12 protein-coding genes and 2 pseudogenes are annotated in these 15,590 nt (G+C 60.8%); 8 read left to right on the plus strand and 6 right to left on the minus strand.

The window, feature by feature from the left end; all coding sequences use genetic code 11:
- Positions 1–19: 19 nt before the first annotated feature.
- Positions 20–1,114, minus strand: coding sequence for a tRNA guanosine(34) transglycosylase Tgt (tgt, locus tag ACMLHG_RS11915; protein WP_417170635.1), 1,095 nt, complete (start codon positions 1,112–1,114; stop codon positions 20–22).
- Positions 1,115–1,121: 7 nt separating this feature from the next.
- The gene (locus ACMLHG_RS11920; RefSeq protein WP_417170636.1) at positions 1,122–1,664 is read right to left on the minus strand and encodes a DJ-1 family glyoxalase III; all 543 of its coding nucleotides are present in this window, start codon (positions 1,662–1,664) and stop codon (positions 1,122–1,124) included.
- A 99-nt stretch (positions 1,665–1,763) separates the two neighbouring features.
- Between ACMLHG_RS11920 and xerD the strand changes: the two genes are divergently transcribed.
- A complete protein-coding gene (xerD, locus tag ACMLHG_RS11925; protein WP_294433784.1) occupies positions 1,764–2,663 on the plus strand; it encodes a site-specific tyrosine recombinase XerD in 900 nt (299 codons plus the stop codon).
- 130 nt (positions 2,664–2,793) lie between these two features.
- Entirely contained in the window at positions 2,794–4,935 is a 2,142-nt protein-coding gene (locus ACMLHG_RS11930) for a glycoside hydrolase family 36 protein (protein ID WP_417170637.1), read from the plus strand.
- Positions 4,936–4,941: 6 nt separating this feature from the next.
- Here the strand turns inward: ACMLHG_RS11930 and ACMLHG_RS11935 are convergent, their stop codons facing one another.
- From ACMLHG_RS11935 to ACMLHG_RS11950, 4 genes are all read right to left on the minus strand, one after another.
- The gene (locus ACMLHG_RS11935; protein ID WP_294433789.1) at positions 4,942–5,601 is read right to left on the minus strand and encodes a fumarylacetoacetate hydrolase family protein; all 660 of its coding nucleotides are present in this window, start codon (positions 5,599–5,601) and stop codon (positions 4,942–4,944) included.
- Between the two features lie 98 nt (positions 5,602–5,699).
- Positions 5,700–6,770: a magnesium/cobalt transporter CorA gene (gene corA / locus ACMLHG_RS11940; protein ID WP_295807660.1), complete on the minus strand. Its 1,071-nt coding sequence runs from the start codon at positions 6,768–6,770 to the stop codon at positions 5,700–5,702.
- A gap of 18 nt (positions 6,771–6,788) precedes the next feature.
- Positions 6,789–7,700: a UV DNA damage repair endonuclease UvsE gene (uvsE, locus tag ACMLHG_RS11945; RefSeq protein ID WP_295807661.1), complete on the minus strand. Its 912-nt coding sequence runs from the start codon at positions 7,698–7,700 to the stop codon at positions 6,789–6,791.
- A 100-nt stretch (positions 7,701–7,800) separates the two neighbouring features.
- Positions 7,801–8,556, minus strand: a complete 756-nt coding sequence (locus ACMLHG_RS11950; RefSeq protein ID WP_295807663.1) for an HD domain-containing protein — start codon at positions 8,554–8,556, stop codon at positions 7,801–7,803.
- Positions 8,557–8,673: 117 nt separating this feature from the next.
- Here ACMLHG_RS11950 and lpxK point away from each other — a divergent pair, with 117 nt between their 5' ends.
- The 6 genes and pseudogenes from lpxK to ACMLHG_RS11980 form a co-directional block, all read left to right on the plus strand.
- The gene (gene lpxK / locus ACMLHG_RS11955) at positions 8,674–9,852 is read left to right on the plus strand and encodes a tetraacyldisaccharide 4'-kinase (RefSeq protein ID WP_294433799.1); all 1,179 of its coding nucleotides are present in this window, start codon (positions 8,674–8,676) and stop codon (positions 9,850–9,852) included.
- A gap of 24 nt (positions 9,853–9,876) precedes the next feature.
- Complete coding sequence (galK, locus tag ACMLHG_RS11960; protein ID WP_417170638.1) at positions 9,877–11,031, plus strand: galactokinase; 1,155 nt, start codon at positions 9,877–9,879, stop codon at positions 11,029–11,031.
- A gap of 18 nt (positions 11,032–11,049) precedes the next feature.
- Positions 11,050–12,012 (plus strand): tryptophan--tRNA ligase, encoded by a 963-nt coding sequence (gene trpS / locus ACMLHG_RS11965; RefSeq protein WP_295807668.1) that lies wholly within the window; start codon positions 11,050–11,052, stop codon positions 12,010–12,012.
- A gap of 183 nt (positions 12,013–12,195) precedes the next feature.
- Positions 12,196–12,330: pseudogene (locus ACMLHG_RS11970) on the plus strand (GntR family transcriptional regulator); the annotation flags it as partial.
- A gap of 213 nt (positions 12,331–12,543) precedes the next feature.
- Positions 12,544–13,200 (plus strand): substrate-binding domain-containing protein, encoded by a 657-nt coding sequence (locus tag ACMLHG_RS11975; RefSeq protein ID WP_417170639.1) that lies wholly within the window; start codon positions 12,544–12,546, stop codon positions 13,198–13,200.
- Positions 13,197–15,590 (plus strand): annotated as a pseudogene (locus ACMLHG_RS11980) (hypothetical protein); the annotation flags it as partial. The gene ACMLHG_RS11975 and the pseudogene ACMLHG_RS11980, both read left to right, overlap by 4 nt.

Here is a 15,590-nt window from a genome sequence, read left to right on the forward strand (position 1 = left end):
AAAAAGCAAGCCGCTTTTCTCACTGCGGGCGGAATTCCTGTCGCAGAGCTTCGAAGGTGTCGTTTTCGATCGCCGTGCGGATCCGCTCCATCAGATGGAGGAAGTAGTGCAGGTTGTGGAGCGTCACCAGCCGCACGCCGAGGATCTCCCCGACGTTGAAGAGGTGGCGGATGTACGCCCTGGTGAAGTTGCGACAGGCGTAACAGCTGCATTCCGGATCGATCGGCGTGAAGTCGCGGGCGTACCGCCCCGCTTTGATCGGAATGGTTTCGCCGTTCCCGACAAAGGCCGAACCGTGGCGGCCGAGCCGGGTCGGCATCACGCAGTCGAACATATCCACGCCGCGGGCGACGCTCTCGACGATCTGCCGCGGGGTGCCGACCCCCATCAGATAGCGCGGGGCGTTTTCCGGCAGGCAGGGGGCGGCCGCGTCGATGGCGATCATCATCTCCGGCTCGCTTTCGCCGACCGAGACGCCGCCGATGGCGTAGCCGTCGAAGCCGATTCCGACGATCTGCTCCGCGGCGCGGCGGCGCAGTTCGGGGTAGGTCGAACCCTGCACGATGCCGAAGCGGATCTGGCCGTCGTTGAGCGGCTGTTCGCGCGACATCCGCTCCCAGCGGGCGGTGATGTTGAGCGATTTCTCCGCCTGTTCCGGCGTGGCCGGGTAGGGGGTGCACTCGTCGAACGCCATGACGATGTCCGAGTCGAGCATCCGCTGGATGCGCATCGACTCGACCGGCCCGAGGAAGAACCGGGTGCCGTCGATGTGCGAGGCGAAGCGGACCCCGTCCGGTTCCAGTTTGCGCAGTTTCGCGAGACTGAACACCTGAAACCCGCCGGAATCGGTCAGAATCGAACGATCCCAGTGTTCGAAGCGGTGCAAACCGCCGGCGGCCTCGATCAGCTCCGGCCCCGGACGCAGAAAAAGGTGGTAGGTGTTGCCGAGAATGATCTGCGCACCGAGCTCCTCCAGCTCCGCCGGAGACATCGCCTTGACCGTGGCGCGGGTGCCGACCGGCATGAACACCGGGGTTTCGATCGTGTTGCGCCGTGTGGTGAGCCGGCCGCGCCGGGCGGCGCTGCCGGAATCTTTTTTGAGCAGTTTGAACATGGGCGGCTCAGAGGTTGACGAACATTCCGGAATAGAGCTCTTCCGTATGCCGGCCGAGCGCTTTCGCCAGCTCCGAGGCGAAGGCGAAGACTGCGCCCGGACCTTTGCCGGTGACCAGGCGCCCGTCCCGTTCCGCCAGGCGTCCGGTTGGAACGGCGCCGCCGAGTTCACTTTCGAATCCGGGGTACATGGTGAACCGCTTCCCCTTGAGCAATCCGGCGCGGGCGAGCACGATCGGCGCGGCGCAGATGGCGGCAACCACGCCGCCTTCGGCGTCGATTCGCCGGACCAGTTCGATCACCTTGTCGGAGTCGCGCAGCGTGGTCGCTCCGGGCAGTCCGCCCGGCAGATAGACCGCGTCGAACTTCGCGTCGCCGCACTCGGCGAGCGTGGTGTCCGCCACCATCGGGATCCAGTGGGACCCCATCACTTCGCGCGCCTTCAGACCCGCCGTCGTCACATCGAATTCCAGACGGCGCAACACGTCGAGCACTGCGACCGCCTCGGTCTCTTCAAAGCCGTCCGCCAGGACCGCGAGAATCGTTTTCATGCTGAAATCCTCCGTTTTTCCCTTGCAAAAGCGCCGGGATGCACTATGTTTTCCGTTGTCACAGATATACTATATAACCATTCTTGAAATCTGGCAATCATGTTTGAACGGGATTTGACCCTTTTTCACGAACACCTCGTCGCGGTGCGGGGGCTTTCGCGCAACACCACCGGCGCCTACCTGAGCGATCTGCATGAGTTCCGGGAGTTTCTCGAGGGAATCGGCGTGAAGAGCTGGCGCGAGGTGGACCGCGACCTGGTGCTCGATTACCTCGACGGCGAACGGGAGAAGGGGATGCAGACCGCGACGCTGGCGCGGCGGCTGGTTTCGATCAAGATGTTCTTCCGCTTTCTGCACGAGGAGGGGCTGATTCCCGAGGATTTCACCGCGGTGATGGATTCGCCGAAACTGTGGCGGATTCTGCCGGACTTCCTCTCCGAACAGGAGGTGGATGCCCTGCTGGCCGCCTACCCGAACTCGGCGAAATTCCCGCTGGAGATGCGCAACCGGGCGATCCTCGAACTGCTCTACGCCTCCGGACTGCGGGTGTCGGAGGCGGCGAAACTGCCGCTGACCGGCGTGGATTTCGACAACGAACTGCTCCGCGTGGTCGGCAAGGGGAGCAAGACCCGGATCGTGCCGGTGGGGAAGACCGCACTGCGCACGCTGCGCCGCTATCTCGAGGAGGTGCGGCCGGAACTGGCGGAGAAAAATCCTCTGTGCGGCTGCGTTTTTCTCTCCAAAAGCGGGCGGCCGCTCAACCGCGAATGGATCTGGAACATGGTCAAAACCGCCGCCGAACGGGCGGGAATCCGCAAGAACGTTCACCCGCATACATTGCGTCACTCATTTGCCAGCCATCTGCTCGCCCACGGCGCCGATTTGCGGGTGATCCAGGAGATGCTCGGCCACGCGGATATCAGCACGACCGAGATCTACACCCATGTGGACCGGAGCCGTCTGGTGGCGGTTCACCGCAAATTCCATCCGCGCGGCTGAACGCCAGCCCGGTTTTTTCTGCCGGAAGCTCTTGCCGGGTGGTTGAAAAGTGCTTGGAACGATGATATGATACACGCCGGACGCACTCCGGGCGAATCCGGGGGCGCGGAACAGGGAGGCCGGAAAGGCTATGAAAATCTTTGAAGAGATCGGCCGCGTCGCATTCGGCGACATGACGGCGATGTTTTTCCGCGAAAAGGGGAAGGTCTGTTTTACGCTGGTGCCGGCGGGGATGGAGGAGGAAATTCCGGAGCATTGCAAACTCCTCAACGACACCGTCGGCTGCCGCGGCTACACCCTCTCGGGGGATCGGGACACTCTGGCGATCCAGCCGGAGAGTGCGGTGCAGTTCAAAATCGCCGGCGATGCGTATTGGGATAACTTTTCCGCCGGCCGCACCATGCGCAACTCCGGCAGCGTCGACCAGCTCTGCTTCGACGGCCTCCGGCAGGAGGAGGGCAAAGCGGTTCTGCACTTCCACGACGGGCGCGGACTTCAGCTGGAGCAGACCATGCGCCAGCTGCCGGGCCGCCCCTGGATCGAAATCAACACCACGCTCACCAACTCCGGCAGCGAGGCTGTGACCGTGGAGATGCTCTCGAGCTTCTCGCTCGGACTGCTTTCGCCGTTCCAGCCGGATGACGGCGTGGAGTGTTACCGCATCCACCGCTGGAGCTCCAACTGGAGCGCGGAGGGGCGGCACGAGCCCCGCAGTGTCGAAGAGCTGGGCATGGAGAGGTCGTGGAGCGCCTTCGGCGTCCGGGTGCTCCGTTTCGGCGAGCAGGGTTCGATGCCGGTGCGGGGGTACTTCCCGCAGGTGGCATTTGAGGATACCCGCGCCGGCGTGACCTGGGGGGCGGCGCTGGCCGCCTTCGGTTCGTGGCAGCTGGAGGTCAGCCGGTTCTGCGACTTCTTCAACCTCTCCGGCGGCATGGTGGATCGCGAGTTCGGCCAGTGGACCCGGACGCTCGCTCCCGGCGAGTCGATCTGCGGACCGGCCGCCGTGGTGAGCTGTACGCGCGGCGGCGTCGAGGAGCTTCTGCCCCGGCTGACCGCCTATCAGGAGGAGGAGGTCGACACCCAACCCGCTTCGGAGCAGGATCTGCCGGTGATCTTCAACGAGTGGTGCACCACCTGGGGAAAACCATTGCCGGGAAATCTGATGCCGGTGCTGGAGACGCTCCGGGGCAGCGAAGTCAAATATTTCGTGCTCGACGCCGGCTGGTTCCTCGGCGGTGTGGATGCGCTCTGCGGCGTCGGCGACTGGAACGTGCCGCCGGAGAACTACCCGGATGGCGGCATCGGCGCCTTTGCCGAACTCATCCGCAAGGCGGGGTTCCGCCCCGGCATCTGGTTTGAGTTCGAAGTGGCGACGGAGGATTCCATCCTTGCGAACGAGCACCCGGAGTGGCTGCTTCACCTCGACGGAAAAGTGCTGAAGTCGGGCACCCGGCGCTTCCTCGATTTCCGCAACCCGGCGGTGGTCGAATACCTCGAGCAGAAGGTAATCCGTTTCCTGCGCGACAACGGATTCGGATATATGAAGGTGGATTACAACGGGCCGACCGGCTTCGGCTGTGACGGCCGGGCGGTCCCCGCCGAAGAACTGCGGCTCCACATGGAGGCGGTGGTGAACTTCTTCCGCCGGATCCGGCGCGAACTGCCGGATCTGGTGATCGAAATCTGCTCCTCCGGCGGCCACCGGCTGACGGCGGGCTGGATGCGGATCGGAGCGATGGTAAGTTCAACCGATGTGCATGAGGCCGTGGAGATTCCGATCGTCGGAGCGAACGTCGCCCAGCTGATTCCGATGCGGCACAACCAGCTCTGGGCCACGCTGCGCAAGTGGGACGATTCGAACCGGCTCCATTATTCGCTCGCGGCCGGACTGCTCGGGCGGCTCTGCCTCTCCGGCGACGTCGCCGAACTGGACGAGGCGCAGCGGAAGATCCTGTTCGACGGCGTGGCGTTCTACCGCGCCTGCGTCCCGGCAATCCGCCGCGGCCGCACCCGGCTGATCCGCGACATGGCCCCCTCGTTCACCCGGCCGCGCGGTTCGCAGATCGTTTTCCGCTCCGGCGAGACGTGCGATTATGCGGTGATTCACACCTTCGGGGAGGGGCCCGCCTCGCTCCGGGTGCCGCTGGGGGAGAAGCGCCGCCTGCGCCGCGTCTTCGCCCCGGAGGGCGTCTCCTGCCGTGTCAACGGCAACGAGCTCGCGGTCACCGGGCTTGTGCCGTTCACCGGCTGTGCGTTTCTGCTGGAGCGGTGAGAAAATTCAGCGTTCGGCGAGGCGCCACTCGAAGGCGCGTCCGGCCGGATCGGTAATCCGGAGCCGGTCGCCGGGCGCGAGGGCGCCGACCCCCTTCGGCGTGCCGGTGAAGAGCACGTCCCCCGGCAGGAGCTCCCAGTAGCGGGCGACGGCGAGGAGAAGTTCCGGAATGGAGTAGATCATCTTCGCACTGTCGCCCTGCTGGCGGAGTTCGCCGTTGATCTCGCCGGTGAAACGGAGCTTCGCCAGCGTCTCCGCCGTGCCGGAGAAGGGGGCGAAGTCGCCGATCGGGGCGCTGTGGTCAAAGCCCTTGCAGATCTCCCACGGCAGGCCGTGGGCGAGCAGTTTCTCCTGGGTTTCGCGGAGCGTGAGGTCGAGTCCGGCGCCGATTCCGGCGATGAAGGAGACCGCCTCCTCCGCGGTGCGCGGCACTCCCTTTTTGCCGACGAGCACGGTGATTTCGGTTTCGTAGTGGGGGAGTTCGCCGCAGCGGGGCAGCGGAATGACCGGTTCGCTCACCGGGTGGAGTGAGGTGGCCGGTTTGGTGAAGATCACCGGTTGTTCCGGCCGTTCGTTGCCGAGTTCGGCGATATGTTCGACGTAGTTTCTGCCGATGCAGAAGACGCGCTGTGCGGTGTAGCTGTGCTGGTTGACGATCCAGTTCATCGTGTAAACATCCTTTCCGGGTTCTGCGGGCAGGGGCGTGAATTTCGCCGTCCGCCGGATTAACGTATCACGGGAATCCGCCGATTGCAAGCGGCGGTTCAGAGCCATTTTTTCCACTTGAAGGCGGCCAGCATGAGCACGCCGATGATGAGGCAGAATCCCCAGAAGAGGTAGTAGCCGTAGTGCCAGCGAAGTTCCGGCATGTAGTCGAAGTTCATCCCGTAGATGCCCGCGGCGAAGGTGAGCGGGATGAAGATGGTGGCGATCACGGTGAGAATGCGCATGATGCTGTTCATCTTCTGGCTGAGCATGGCAAGGTGGAGTTCGAGCACGCCGGAGAGATTCTCCCGGTAGGAGTCGATCGTCTCGGTGACGGTGAGCAGGTGGTCGCGCAGGTCGTTGAGGTAGGGAACGGTCGCGTCCTCCCAGAAGTCGCCCCCGTCGCGCAGGATCCCGTCGATCACCTCGCGCATCGGGGAGATGGAGCGGCGGAGCAGGATCAGCTGATTTTTGCAGTTCCGGACGGCGGCCGGCAGATCTTCCCCGGCGGAGGGGTCGAGGGCGTCGTCGTCGAGCGGTTCGAGCAGTTCGCGCAGATTGTCCAGCACGACGAAGTACTGATCGACGAGCATATCCATCAGCGCGTAGGCGAGGTAGTCGGCTCCGGCCTTGCGGATTCTGCCGATGTTCTTGGTCAGCCGCTGGCGGACCGAATCGAAGACATCCCCTTCGGTCTCCTGAAAGGTGAGCAGGTAGTTGCGGCCGTGGATGAAGCTGATCTGCTCGATGTTCAGGCACTCCTCGGCCTGGTTGGCGCGGATCATCTTCTGGACGTAGAAGAGATAGTCCGGCCCGAACTCCACCTTGGGGCGCTGGCCGACGTTGAGGATATCCTCCAGAAACAGGCTGTTGATGCCGAAGATGGCGCCGATTTCGGCGATGATTTCCGGCGCGTGAAGGCCGTTGACATTCAGCCAGAGGATCGCGTCGTCGTGCAGGAGCGCCGGGATCTCCGCCGGCTTCTTGAGCTCGAACCGCTGAATTTCCGTCGCGTTGTACCGAAATGCTTCCAACGTGATTTCGCCGACCTTCCGTTCGCCGGTGAAAATCATGGTGCCGGGCAGGAGGCCGGGCTTCTTCGGTTTGGCGCCGATGTAAAGGTTCTGCATGGAAGGACTCCTTTCGTTTCAGAAATCCGGACCGAGCGCGCTGCGCAGGGCCGCGATGGCGTTTTCTTTTTCCTTGGCCTCCACATCCACCGTGAGATCCATGTCGCGCCAGCACTCCGGGAAGTCGGCCGGATCGATCCAGCCGGCGTGGGGCCGGTGGTCGCCGGGTGTGCTCCACGGCAGCTGCGGGCTGGAGAGGTGGACGTGCGGCGGAATCTTCCGCCCGCGCCACGTCTCCGCCGCCGCCCGGGTCGCCTCTTCGATCGTGAGATGGTCCGGGTTGACCCGGTGGTGGTGGACGTCGTAGGTGAATGGAATCCCCAGCTCCCGGCAGAGCGGCAGCAGCTCCGCCGGAGTGTAGCTGCGGTCGTCGTTCTCGAGGGTGAGCTTTTGCCGGAGCGGTTCGGGCAGGGTGTCGATTTCGCGCCGGAGCCGGTCGAGTGCGGCAACTTTGTCGCCGTAGACGCCGCCGGCGTGGAGGTTGATTTCGGTCGCGCCGCACAGCTCGGCAAGGAGGAACTGATGTTCGAGTTCGGCGCGGGAGTTCGCCCGCACCCGCGGGTCCGGGGAGTTCAGCACGACGAACTGATCGGGGTGGAGGCTCCGCCGTACGCCGAGCCGGTCGGCGCGGATTCGCGCTTCGTCGAAGAGCTTTTGCAGCGTGTCGGCCTCCGGCAGCTCTTCCAGACGGTAGCCCACGTCGGCGTGGGTGGCCAGCATCAGCAGTTCGGAGTTGATCCGGAAGGCGCCGATTTGGAGTTCGGCACAGCGTTCGAAGGCGCGCTTCAGATTCTCGGCGTTGCTCCGGATGAGGGCGGCGAGTTTGCGCAGCTGTTCCGGGCGGGGGAGGGGGCGTAGAGAGGCGGCGGTGGCGCGCCGGAACCGGATCGGCTCCCCGCGGAAGATACAGCAAAGTCCCCATTCGATCATCGTCGTCAAGCTCCTCTCTCTTCTTACGGTAGAGCTTCTGCCGGAAAAGTCAAGCGGAAATTTCAGCGGAATGCGTTCCCTGTGGGAATTTCCCCCGGAATCACGCCTCCGCCAGTTTCGCTTCCACGGCGGCGCGGATGGTGCGCACTTCCGGCGTATCCGGCAGGTAGTGCGCCAGTTGCCTGACGTAGTCGCGGCGGCGGAATTCCCGCAGGCTGTGGCGGAAGTTGAGGTCGTTGACCCACAACAGTTTCGCAACCAGAAAATCGGTTTTGGTCTTCAGATCGCGCAGTTTCGGGCATCGCCCGGCGAGCATGTCGCTCAACACCGCGGGCGAGAGTTCCGGGGAGGGTTTCAGGTTGAGGACGACCGCTTCGTTGTCCGGCTGTGCGAGATACTCCAGCAGAATCGGGAAGATGTCCAGTTTGTCCGCGTCGCGCACCGCCCGGGCGATCACACCTCCCCGCGGCGAGAGCGTTTCAGGAAGCGCCAGCTTGTTGTGATGGCGGATCGCATCGAGGATGTCGGTCCGCGCGTCGCCGTCGAGGCCGTCGAGCAGGTGCAGCTCCTCCGTCAGCTCCGCGGAGCGGTCGCCGTGGTCGAAGCTGGCCAGATCGTTGTAGGTGCGAAACTTCTGGAACTGTTCGAAGCGGCTGAGGTCGTGCAGCAGTGCGGCGATCGCCGTGAGGTCCCGGGTTCCGGCGTCGGGAATCTCGTCGCCGGCGAGTGCTTCCGCCTCTTTCAGCACCCGGAGGGAGTGGTCGCGTTTGAGCAAAATGTTGCGGTCGAACTCCGCTTCGCCGGTGAGGAAGCGATTGGCGTAGTCGGTAAAAAAGGATGTCAGGCGGTTTTTCATGATTTTCTTTTCCGGTATTTCCGTAATATAATTCCAAAAATCCCGGCTGGCAACTTGCACCGGCGGCAAACCGGCATTAATTTATATGTTTTACAGGATATTACGCATGGGAGGCGTATGCATTCGCATTTCACGTTCAAGCCGGAGGAGATCGAGCAGTATTTTCTCGATCTGATGGCCGGCCGCCGGCGCCGCTGGTTCGACCGGGTGTTGATCGATCTGCTGTTCGTGGCGTCGCGCTTTTACCGGATGGCGGTTCAGTTCCGCCTCTGGATGTACGACAAGCGGGTGATCCGCAACCACGCGCTCGGCTGTCTCGTGGTCAGCATCGGCAACCTCTCCTGCGGCGGCACCGGCAAGACGCCGGTGGTGGAGGTCTTCGCGCGCACGCTCAGCGCGCAGGGGCGCAAGGTGGCGATTCTCAGCCGCGGCTACCGCAGCCGCAAACGCTCGCTCGGCTACAAGCTCATGCACATGTTCCGCTCGCAGAAGATCGAGGTGCCGCCCAAGGTGGTCTCCGACGGGCACAATCTGCTGCTCGAATCCGACTACGCCGGCGATGAACCCTACATGCTCGCATCGAATCTGCGCGACGTCGCCGTGCTGGTCGACAAGGACCGGGTCAAGTCGGGGCTGTACGCCGTGGATCAGTATCAGACCGACGTCATCATTCTCGACGACGGCTTTCAGTATCTCATGCTCAAGCCGCACATCAACATCGTGCTGGTGGACTCCACCGATCCCTTCGGCAACGGCCACGTGCTGCCGCGCGGAATCCTGCGTGAGCCGATCAAGAACATCCGGCGGGCGGACTACATCTTCCTCACCAAATCCGACGGAAGCCACCGGCTGAACCATCTGAAGCGTTTTCTGCGCCGCCACACCCGGCGGGCCGAAATCATCGAGTGCTGTCACCGGCCGAAGTATCTGGTGCGGCTCTTCTCCGGCGGGGCGACCGAGCCGCTGGAGAAGCTCCGCGGCGCGAAGGTGGCGGCGCTCTCGGCGATCGCGGTTCCTGCGGGGTTCGAGCGCTTCCTCGAGGAGCTCGGCGCCGAACTGGTGCTGCGCGACCACTACGCCGACCACCACCGCTACACCCAGCAGGAGATCATCGATTTCGTCAACCAGGCGAAGGCGGCGGGGGCGGAATTCATCGTCACCACCGAGAAGGATGCGGTCCGCATTCCGAAGCTGGACCGCTGCGACGTGCCGCTCTACTACCTCCGGATTCAGATCGACATCCTGAGCGGGCGCGAAAGTTTTGACCAGTGCATTTCCAGAATCTGTTTCATGTAACATAACCGAAAAGGAGTTCTTATCATGGAAAAATTGATCCGCGACTTCACCGCGCTGTACGGCACTGCCCCGACCGTGATCGCCCGCGCCCCCGGGCGGCTCGAAATCCTCGGCAACCACACCGATTACAACCAGGGATTCGTCCTCTCCTGCGCCGTTGAGCAGGATACCCGGTTCGCCCTGCGTCCGGTGGAGGGCAAACACTGCCGTGTCAAGGACTTCCGCGACGGAAGCCGCCGGGAATTCGACCTCGATGACATTGCGACGGCGATTCCGAAGGACTGGAGCAACTACATCAAGGGAGTGATCGTCGAGCTGCGCAAGCGTGGAATCCAGGTCGGTGCATTCGACGCGGGCATGGAGAGTTCGGTGCCGCTTTCGGCCGGCATGTCCAGCTCGGCCGCGCTGGAGACCGCGGCGGGGTTCGCCTTCCGCGAAGCGTTCGCCATCTCGCTGGATCCGGCCGACTGGGCGCGGGTGGGGCAGGGGGTCGAGAACAACTACATGGGGCTCAAGAGCGGACTGCTCGACCAGTTCAGCTCGATCTTCGGGAAGAAGAATTCGATGATCCTCTCCGACTTCCGGTCGGTGGAGGTGCTCCGGACCGTGCCGCTCCCGGCGGGATATTCGATCGTGGTCATCAACTCGATGGTCAAGCACAACCTCGTCGATTCGGAGTACAACGTCCGCCGGCAGGATTGCGAAAGCGCCGCGGAGAAGCTCTCGCAGATCTACCCGGATGTCAAGACGCTCCGCGACGTTTCGCTCGAACAGCTTTCCGACGCCCGCGACGCGCTGACCGAGCGGGAGTTCCGCCGCGCGCTCCACGTGGTCGGCGAATGCACCCGCGTGCTGGAGGCGGTCCGGCTGCTCGAAGCGAACGACGTCCGCGGCTTCGGCCGTCTCTGGTTCGAGTCGCATGAGTCGAGCCGGGTCAACTTCGAAAACAGCACGCCGGAGCTGGATTACCTCGTCGAACTGGCGAAATCGGTGCCGGGCTGTCTCGGCGCCCGCCTCTCCGGCGGCGGCTTCGGCGGCATCACCATCCATCTGGTGGAGAGCGCCGGGGCGGAGGAGTACGCCCGGAGAGTGCAGGCCGGATTCCGGCAGAAGACCGGCATCGACGCGGAATACATCATCTGCGCCATCGGCGATGGCGCCACCTCGAAAAAACTGTAGAAACGGAGCCGTTTCATCATGAGAATTCTCACTGGAATTCAACCTTCGGGCACGCCGCACATCGGCAACTACTTCGGCGCGATGCGTCAGGTGTGCAACATTCAGGACAAGGGGGAGACCTTTCTCTTCATTGCCGACTATCACTCGCTCACGACCGGCCCGGCGCCGGATGCGCTCCGTTCGCGCGTGCTCGAGCTGGCGCTGAACTACCTCGCGTGCGGAGTCGATACGGAGAAGACGGTTCTGTTCCGCCAGTCGGATGTGCCGGAGGTGTGTGAACTCACCTGGATCCTGAACAACGTCACCCCGGTCGGACTGCTCGAGCGGGCGCACAGCTACAAAGACAAGATCGCCAAGGGGTTCGCCCCCAACAACGGGCTCTTCTCCTACCCGGTGCTGATGGCGTCGGACATTTTGATCTACCAGAGCAATCTGGTGCCGGTCGGCAAGGATCAGAAGCAGCATCTGGAGATCACCCGCGACATTGCGATCAAGTTCAACAACCAGTACGGGGAGATCTTCACCATTCCGGATGAGCTGATTCCGGACGAAGTGGCGATCGTGCCGGGCATTGACGGGCAGAAGATGTCCAAGAGCTACAACAACACGATTCCGATCTTCGGCAAAGAGAAGGAGATCCGCAAGGCGATCATGAACATCGTGACCGACTGCAAGGGGCTGGAGGAGCCGAAGGATCCCGATCACTGCAACGTGGTGGCGCTCTACAAACTGGTGGCGACGCCGGAAGAGCTCGAGGAGATGAAGGAGCGCTACCGCGCCGGCGGCTACGGCTACGGTCATGCGAAGATGGCGCTTTTCGAGAAGCTCTGGAACTACTTTGAGCCGATGCGCAAGCGCCGTGCCGAGCTGGAGAGTGACATCGGCTACGTCTGGCAGATTCTTGCCGCGGGGGCCGAGAAGGCGCGTGCGGAGGCGACCCGGACCATGGACAAAGTGCGCCGTGCCGTCGGCCTTCGCTGAAGCGGAGAATTCCTAATTCAATCCAGCTCCGGCGGGAAGGATATCCTTCCCGCCGTTTTTTTCTGTATTTTTGGAAGGGGGGGGTATTGACATCATGCGTATCGATACAGTATAATATGGTGAAAAACGAGGAGCCATATGCGTAACAAGGCAGATATTCTTTATGAAAATCTGATGCAGACAATGGAGACGTTTTCTCCCGGAGAACAACTTCCATCCGTCCGGCAGCTGATGAATCGTCATGCCGTATGTCAGCAGGTGGTGGTGCAGGCGTTGGACAAATTGGAAAAATATGGGCAGATTATTCGCCGGCCAGGGAAAGGAATCTTTCGAGCCGGCGGAGTCCGGCGCGGTCCGTTCCGGCTCGCTCTGGCGACTCCTGCCTGGCCGGCACCACAATATTCAGAATTTGAAAAGCGACTCATTCAGGAAGGGGAGACGCGAAGGATCGAAATCGAGCGGATCTATTTCTCTCTCTCCGGCTACAATATTTTTCATGAACTGCCGATCCGGGAATATCATGCCGTCATTTTGCTGGGGAACCGGCCATTCTCCGCAGAAGATCTTACCTGGATTGCAAATTCTCCTACACCGATGCTTCTGATTGGCCGGACCTACTGCGGTACTGGTTTGAATTACATCGGTTCTGATCCGATGAAAAACGGTATGCTTGCTGCCAAATATCTGCTTGACAACGGGCATCGGAATATCGGAGTTGTTGTTTCAGAAAGCCGGGAGTTTGAAATAGCCCGGCAACGGCTGGATGGTTTTCTCTTCTGGGCGGAGCATCACGCCTGCCGCCTGACTGTGATTGACCCGGAAATTCGAAGCGGCGATGATCCTGCCGGAAAATGCTATGAGGCGATGGAACATTTCCTGCTTCGGAAAAAGCCGGATTTTACCGCTCTTTATGCATTGAGCGATCCCAGTTGTCTCGGAATTATCAAGGCGCTTCAGCATCATGACATCCAGATTCCGGAAGAGGTGGGGCTGATCGGTTCTGACGGGATATGTCAATCCGCATTTTACACCCCGTCTCTGACGACAGTTTCTCTTGATTTTGCCGCTTATGCCGGTCAGGTGCTCGACGCCGCCGAACAGCTTTATCGCGACCGGAACTCTTTGATTCAACGGGAAATTATGCCGTTTATTCTGGAACGTTCTTCTATCATCAGGAGGTTGCAATGAAAAAAATCATCTGTCAGGTCATGGTGGCTGTCGTTCTGCTGTCGTCACTTCACGCAGCAGATTATCTGCGAAATTCGAAGTTTCTCCGTCTGGATGACAAAGGGGTACCTCAGGGGTGGAACCTGCGTGATACCCGGTTGAAACCTGGAAATCCTCCACGACCAGCGGATGCTCCTCCTTTTGTCCGGACGGAACCAGGAGCGTTCATTCTGAATCCGCTGGATGGAAATTACGAGGTGTTTCTCATCCATGGCAATACTCCACTGGCGTCACCCGGAAGATACGTACTGGAATATGAGGTGTCTTCTCCGCATGGGAACTCGTTCCGAGGCGTTGTTTCCTACCGGAAAAAGAACGCGCAGGGCCGGCAGGAGTGGAAGAGTCTCGGTGGAGTTTGGAAAAAAGCGCTTCCGGAACCGCAGAAGCAGCGGCTTCCATTTGAATTGCCGGCGGGCGTTCAGGAGGTGCTGGTTTATTTTAATGCATCAGGGAAGGGGAGTGCTGAATTTCGTAATATCCGGCTCCGGGATGCAGGAGCGGATTTGAGCTGGAGTCAGGAATTGGCGATCTATGCACCAGGTGAACCGGTGAAGTTTCTGGTGGAGAATCTGCTGGATTCCAGAAACCGGGTTCGTTTTCTGATCCGTGATTTTTATGGTGCTGAGATTCGACGGGGAGAGGGTTCTGCCGGAGAGACGGTGAGCCTCACTCCACCGGCCAACGGATATTATGAGACGACGCTGGAAGAGTTCGATGGTTCCGGAAAAAGAGTGTTTCAGCGCCGCCGTACCTTTGCCGTCATCCCGGAAGTCCCGGAGGAGGTGCGGAAAAGTCCGGGGAATCCCTATGGTGCCATGGTCAATACTCATTATCACTATCCTTTTGAAGAGAAAGAGATGGATGCAAAATTCATGCATCGGCTCGGCATTCGTTATGTCCGCACACATCGCCTGAACTGGATCAATTGTCAAGCCGGTCCGGATAAACCGATCGACTGGAGGGAGGCGGATGCGGAGGTCGCGCTTTATCGCCGGTATGGAATCCGTCCGGTTGCCACCACCGGCTGGCATACACCGGTCTGGGCGTCGGAAGCCAGAGATACGGATTTCAAAATCCGCGGTAATTTCATGCCGAAGCAGGAGTATTATCCGCTTCATCGCAATTTTTATCAGCAACTGGCGGCGCGTTATAAAGGGAAAATTGCCGCATACGAGATCGGCAATGAGGTGGATTCCTGTTATTTCTGGCAGGGACGGCTCAAAAATACCGTTGCCGGAGATCAACAGGCGGTTCTGCAGGATTACATCGATTATTTCATCATGACCAGCTCGGCGCTTCATGCCGGGGATCCGGAGGCGAAGGTCGGACCGGGAACGACTGGTGCCGTGCCGAAGGGGCACACCTTCCAGCCGTGGATGGAGCGGTTCTGGAACTCTCCCGCTGTCCAACATGCGGATGTTTTCTGTACGCATTACAATGCGGATCTGCGCGAAGTGAAACAAGTGATGAAACGTTACAAACGCGAACTTCCCATCCTGATGACGGAGATCGGCGGATTGGTCAAGACGGATATTTATGAACCGACTGATGAGCAGTTGCGCGAATTGATCAAATTGACATATTCCCAGTTTACCCAGCAGCTGAATCAGGGGGCCGGACTGCTCTGCAAGTTTCTGCTGCGCCAGATTCCAGGGGTTCGGCAGGGGTGGATTTCCGAGATGATGGAGAGTGATTACACGATCCGGCCGGAACTGGTCGCGTATGCAACGCTGATCCGGCTTACTGCCGCGGGTGTGTGGGAGAAGGAACTCAATGTTACCGCCAATGCTGAGCGGGGATGGCTGCAGGGGTATCTGTGCCGGAATGGAAAGCGCAGAGTCAATGTTCTGCTGCTGAATGATACGGAAGAGTCTGAAGTCGTGCTGCGCTCTCCCGAGTCGATATTGAAGCTGGTTGACATCATGGGGAATGAACGCACGCTTCCGACGGTTTCCGGGCAGATCAAGCTTACAATGAAGCAGAACGAACCGCTTTTCGTGATAGGAGAACTCCTGGAAAATCCCGGCGAAGTGAAACATCCGGAACCGAAACTGGTGTTGAAACGCGAACTTACTCTTCCCAATGCCGGTTTTGAAGCGGCGGTGAAGAGCGGCAGACTGCCCGGCTGGGGCATCGTGGTCGACGAAATGAGTGGAAAAGGGAAGCTGCCCGACAGTTTCAAAGTGGAAAGTGATTTTGCCGTCAAGTCTTCCGGTTCTGCTGCAATCAGGCTTTCCAGCGGGGTTCAGACCGGCTGGTACGGTATCCTGCTCAAACTGCCGATGAAGGAGATTCCGGTTCCGGCTGCCGGAGAATATGTGATTTTCAAAATCAGTTATGACCAGAAAGGC

The organism is Victivallis sp. (assembly GCF_048170485.1).
Classification (GTDB): domain Bacteria; phylum Verrucomicrobiota; class Lentisphaeria; order Victivallales; family Victivallaceae; genus Victivallis.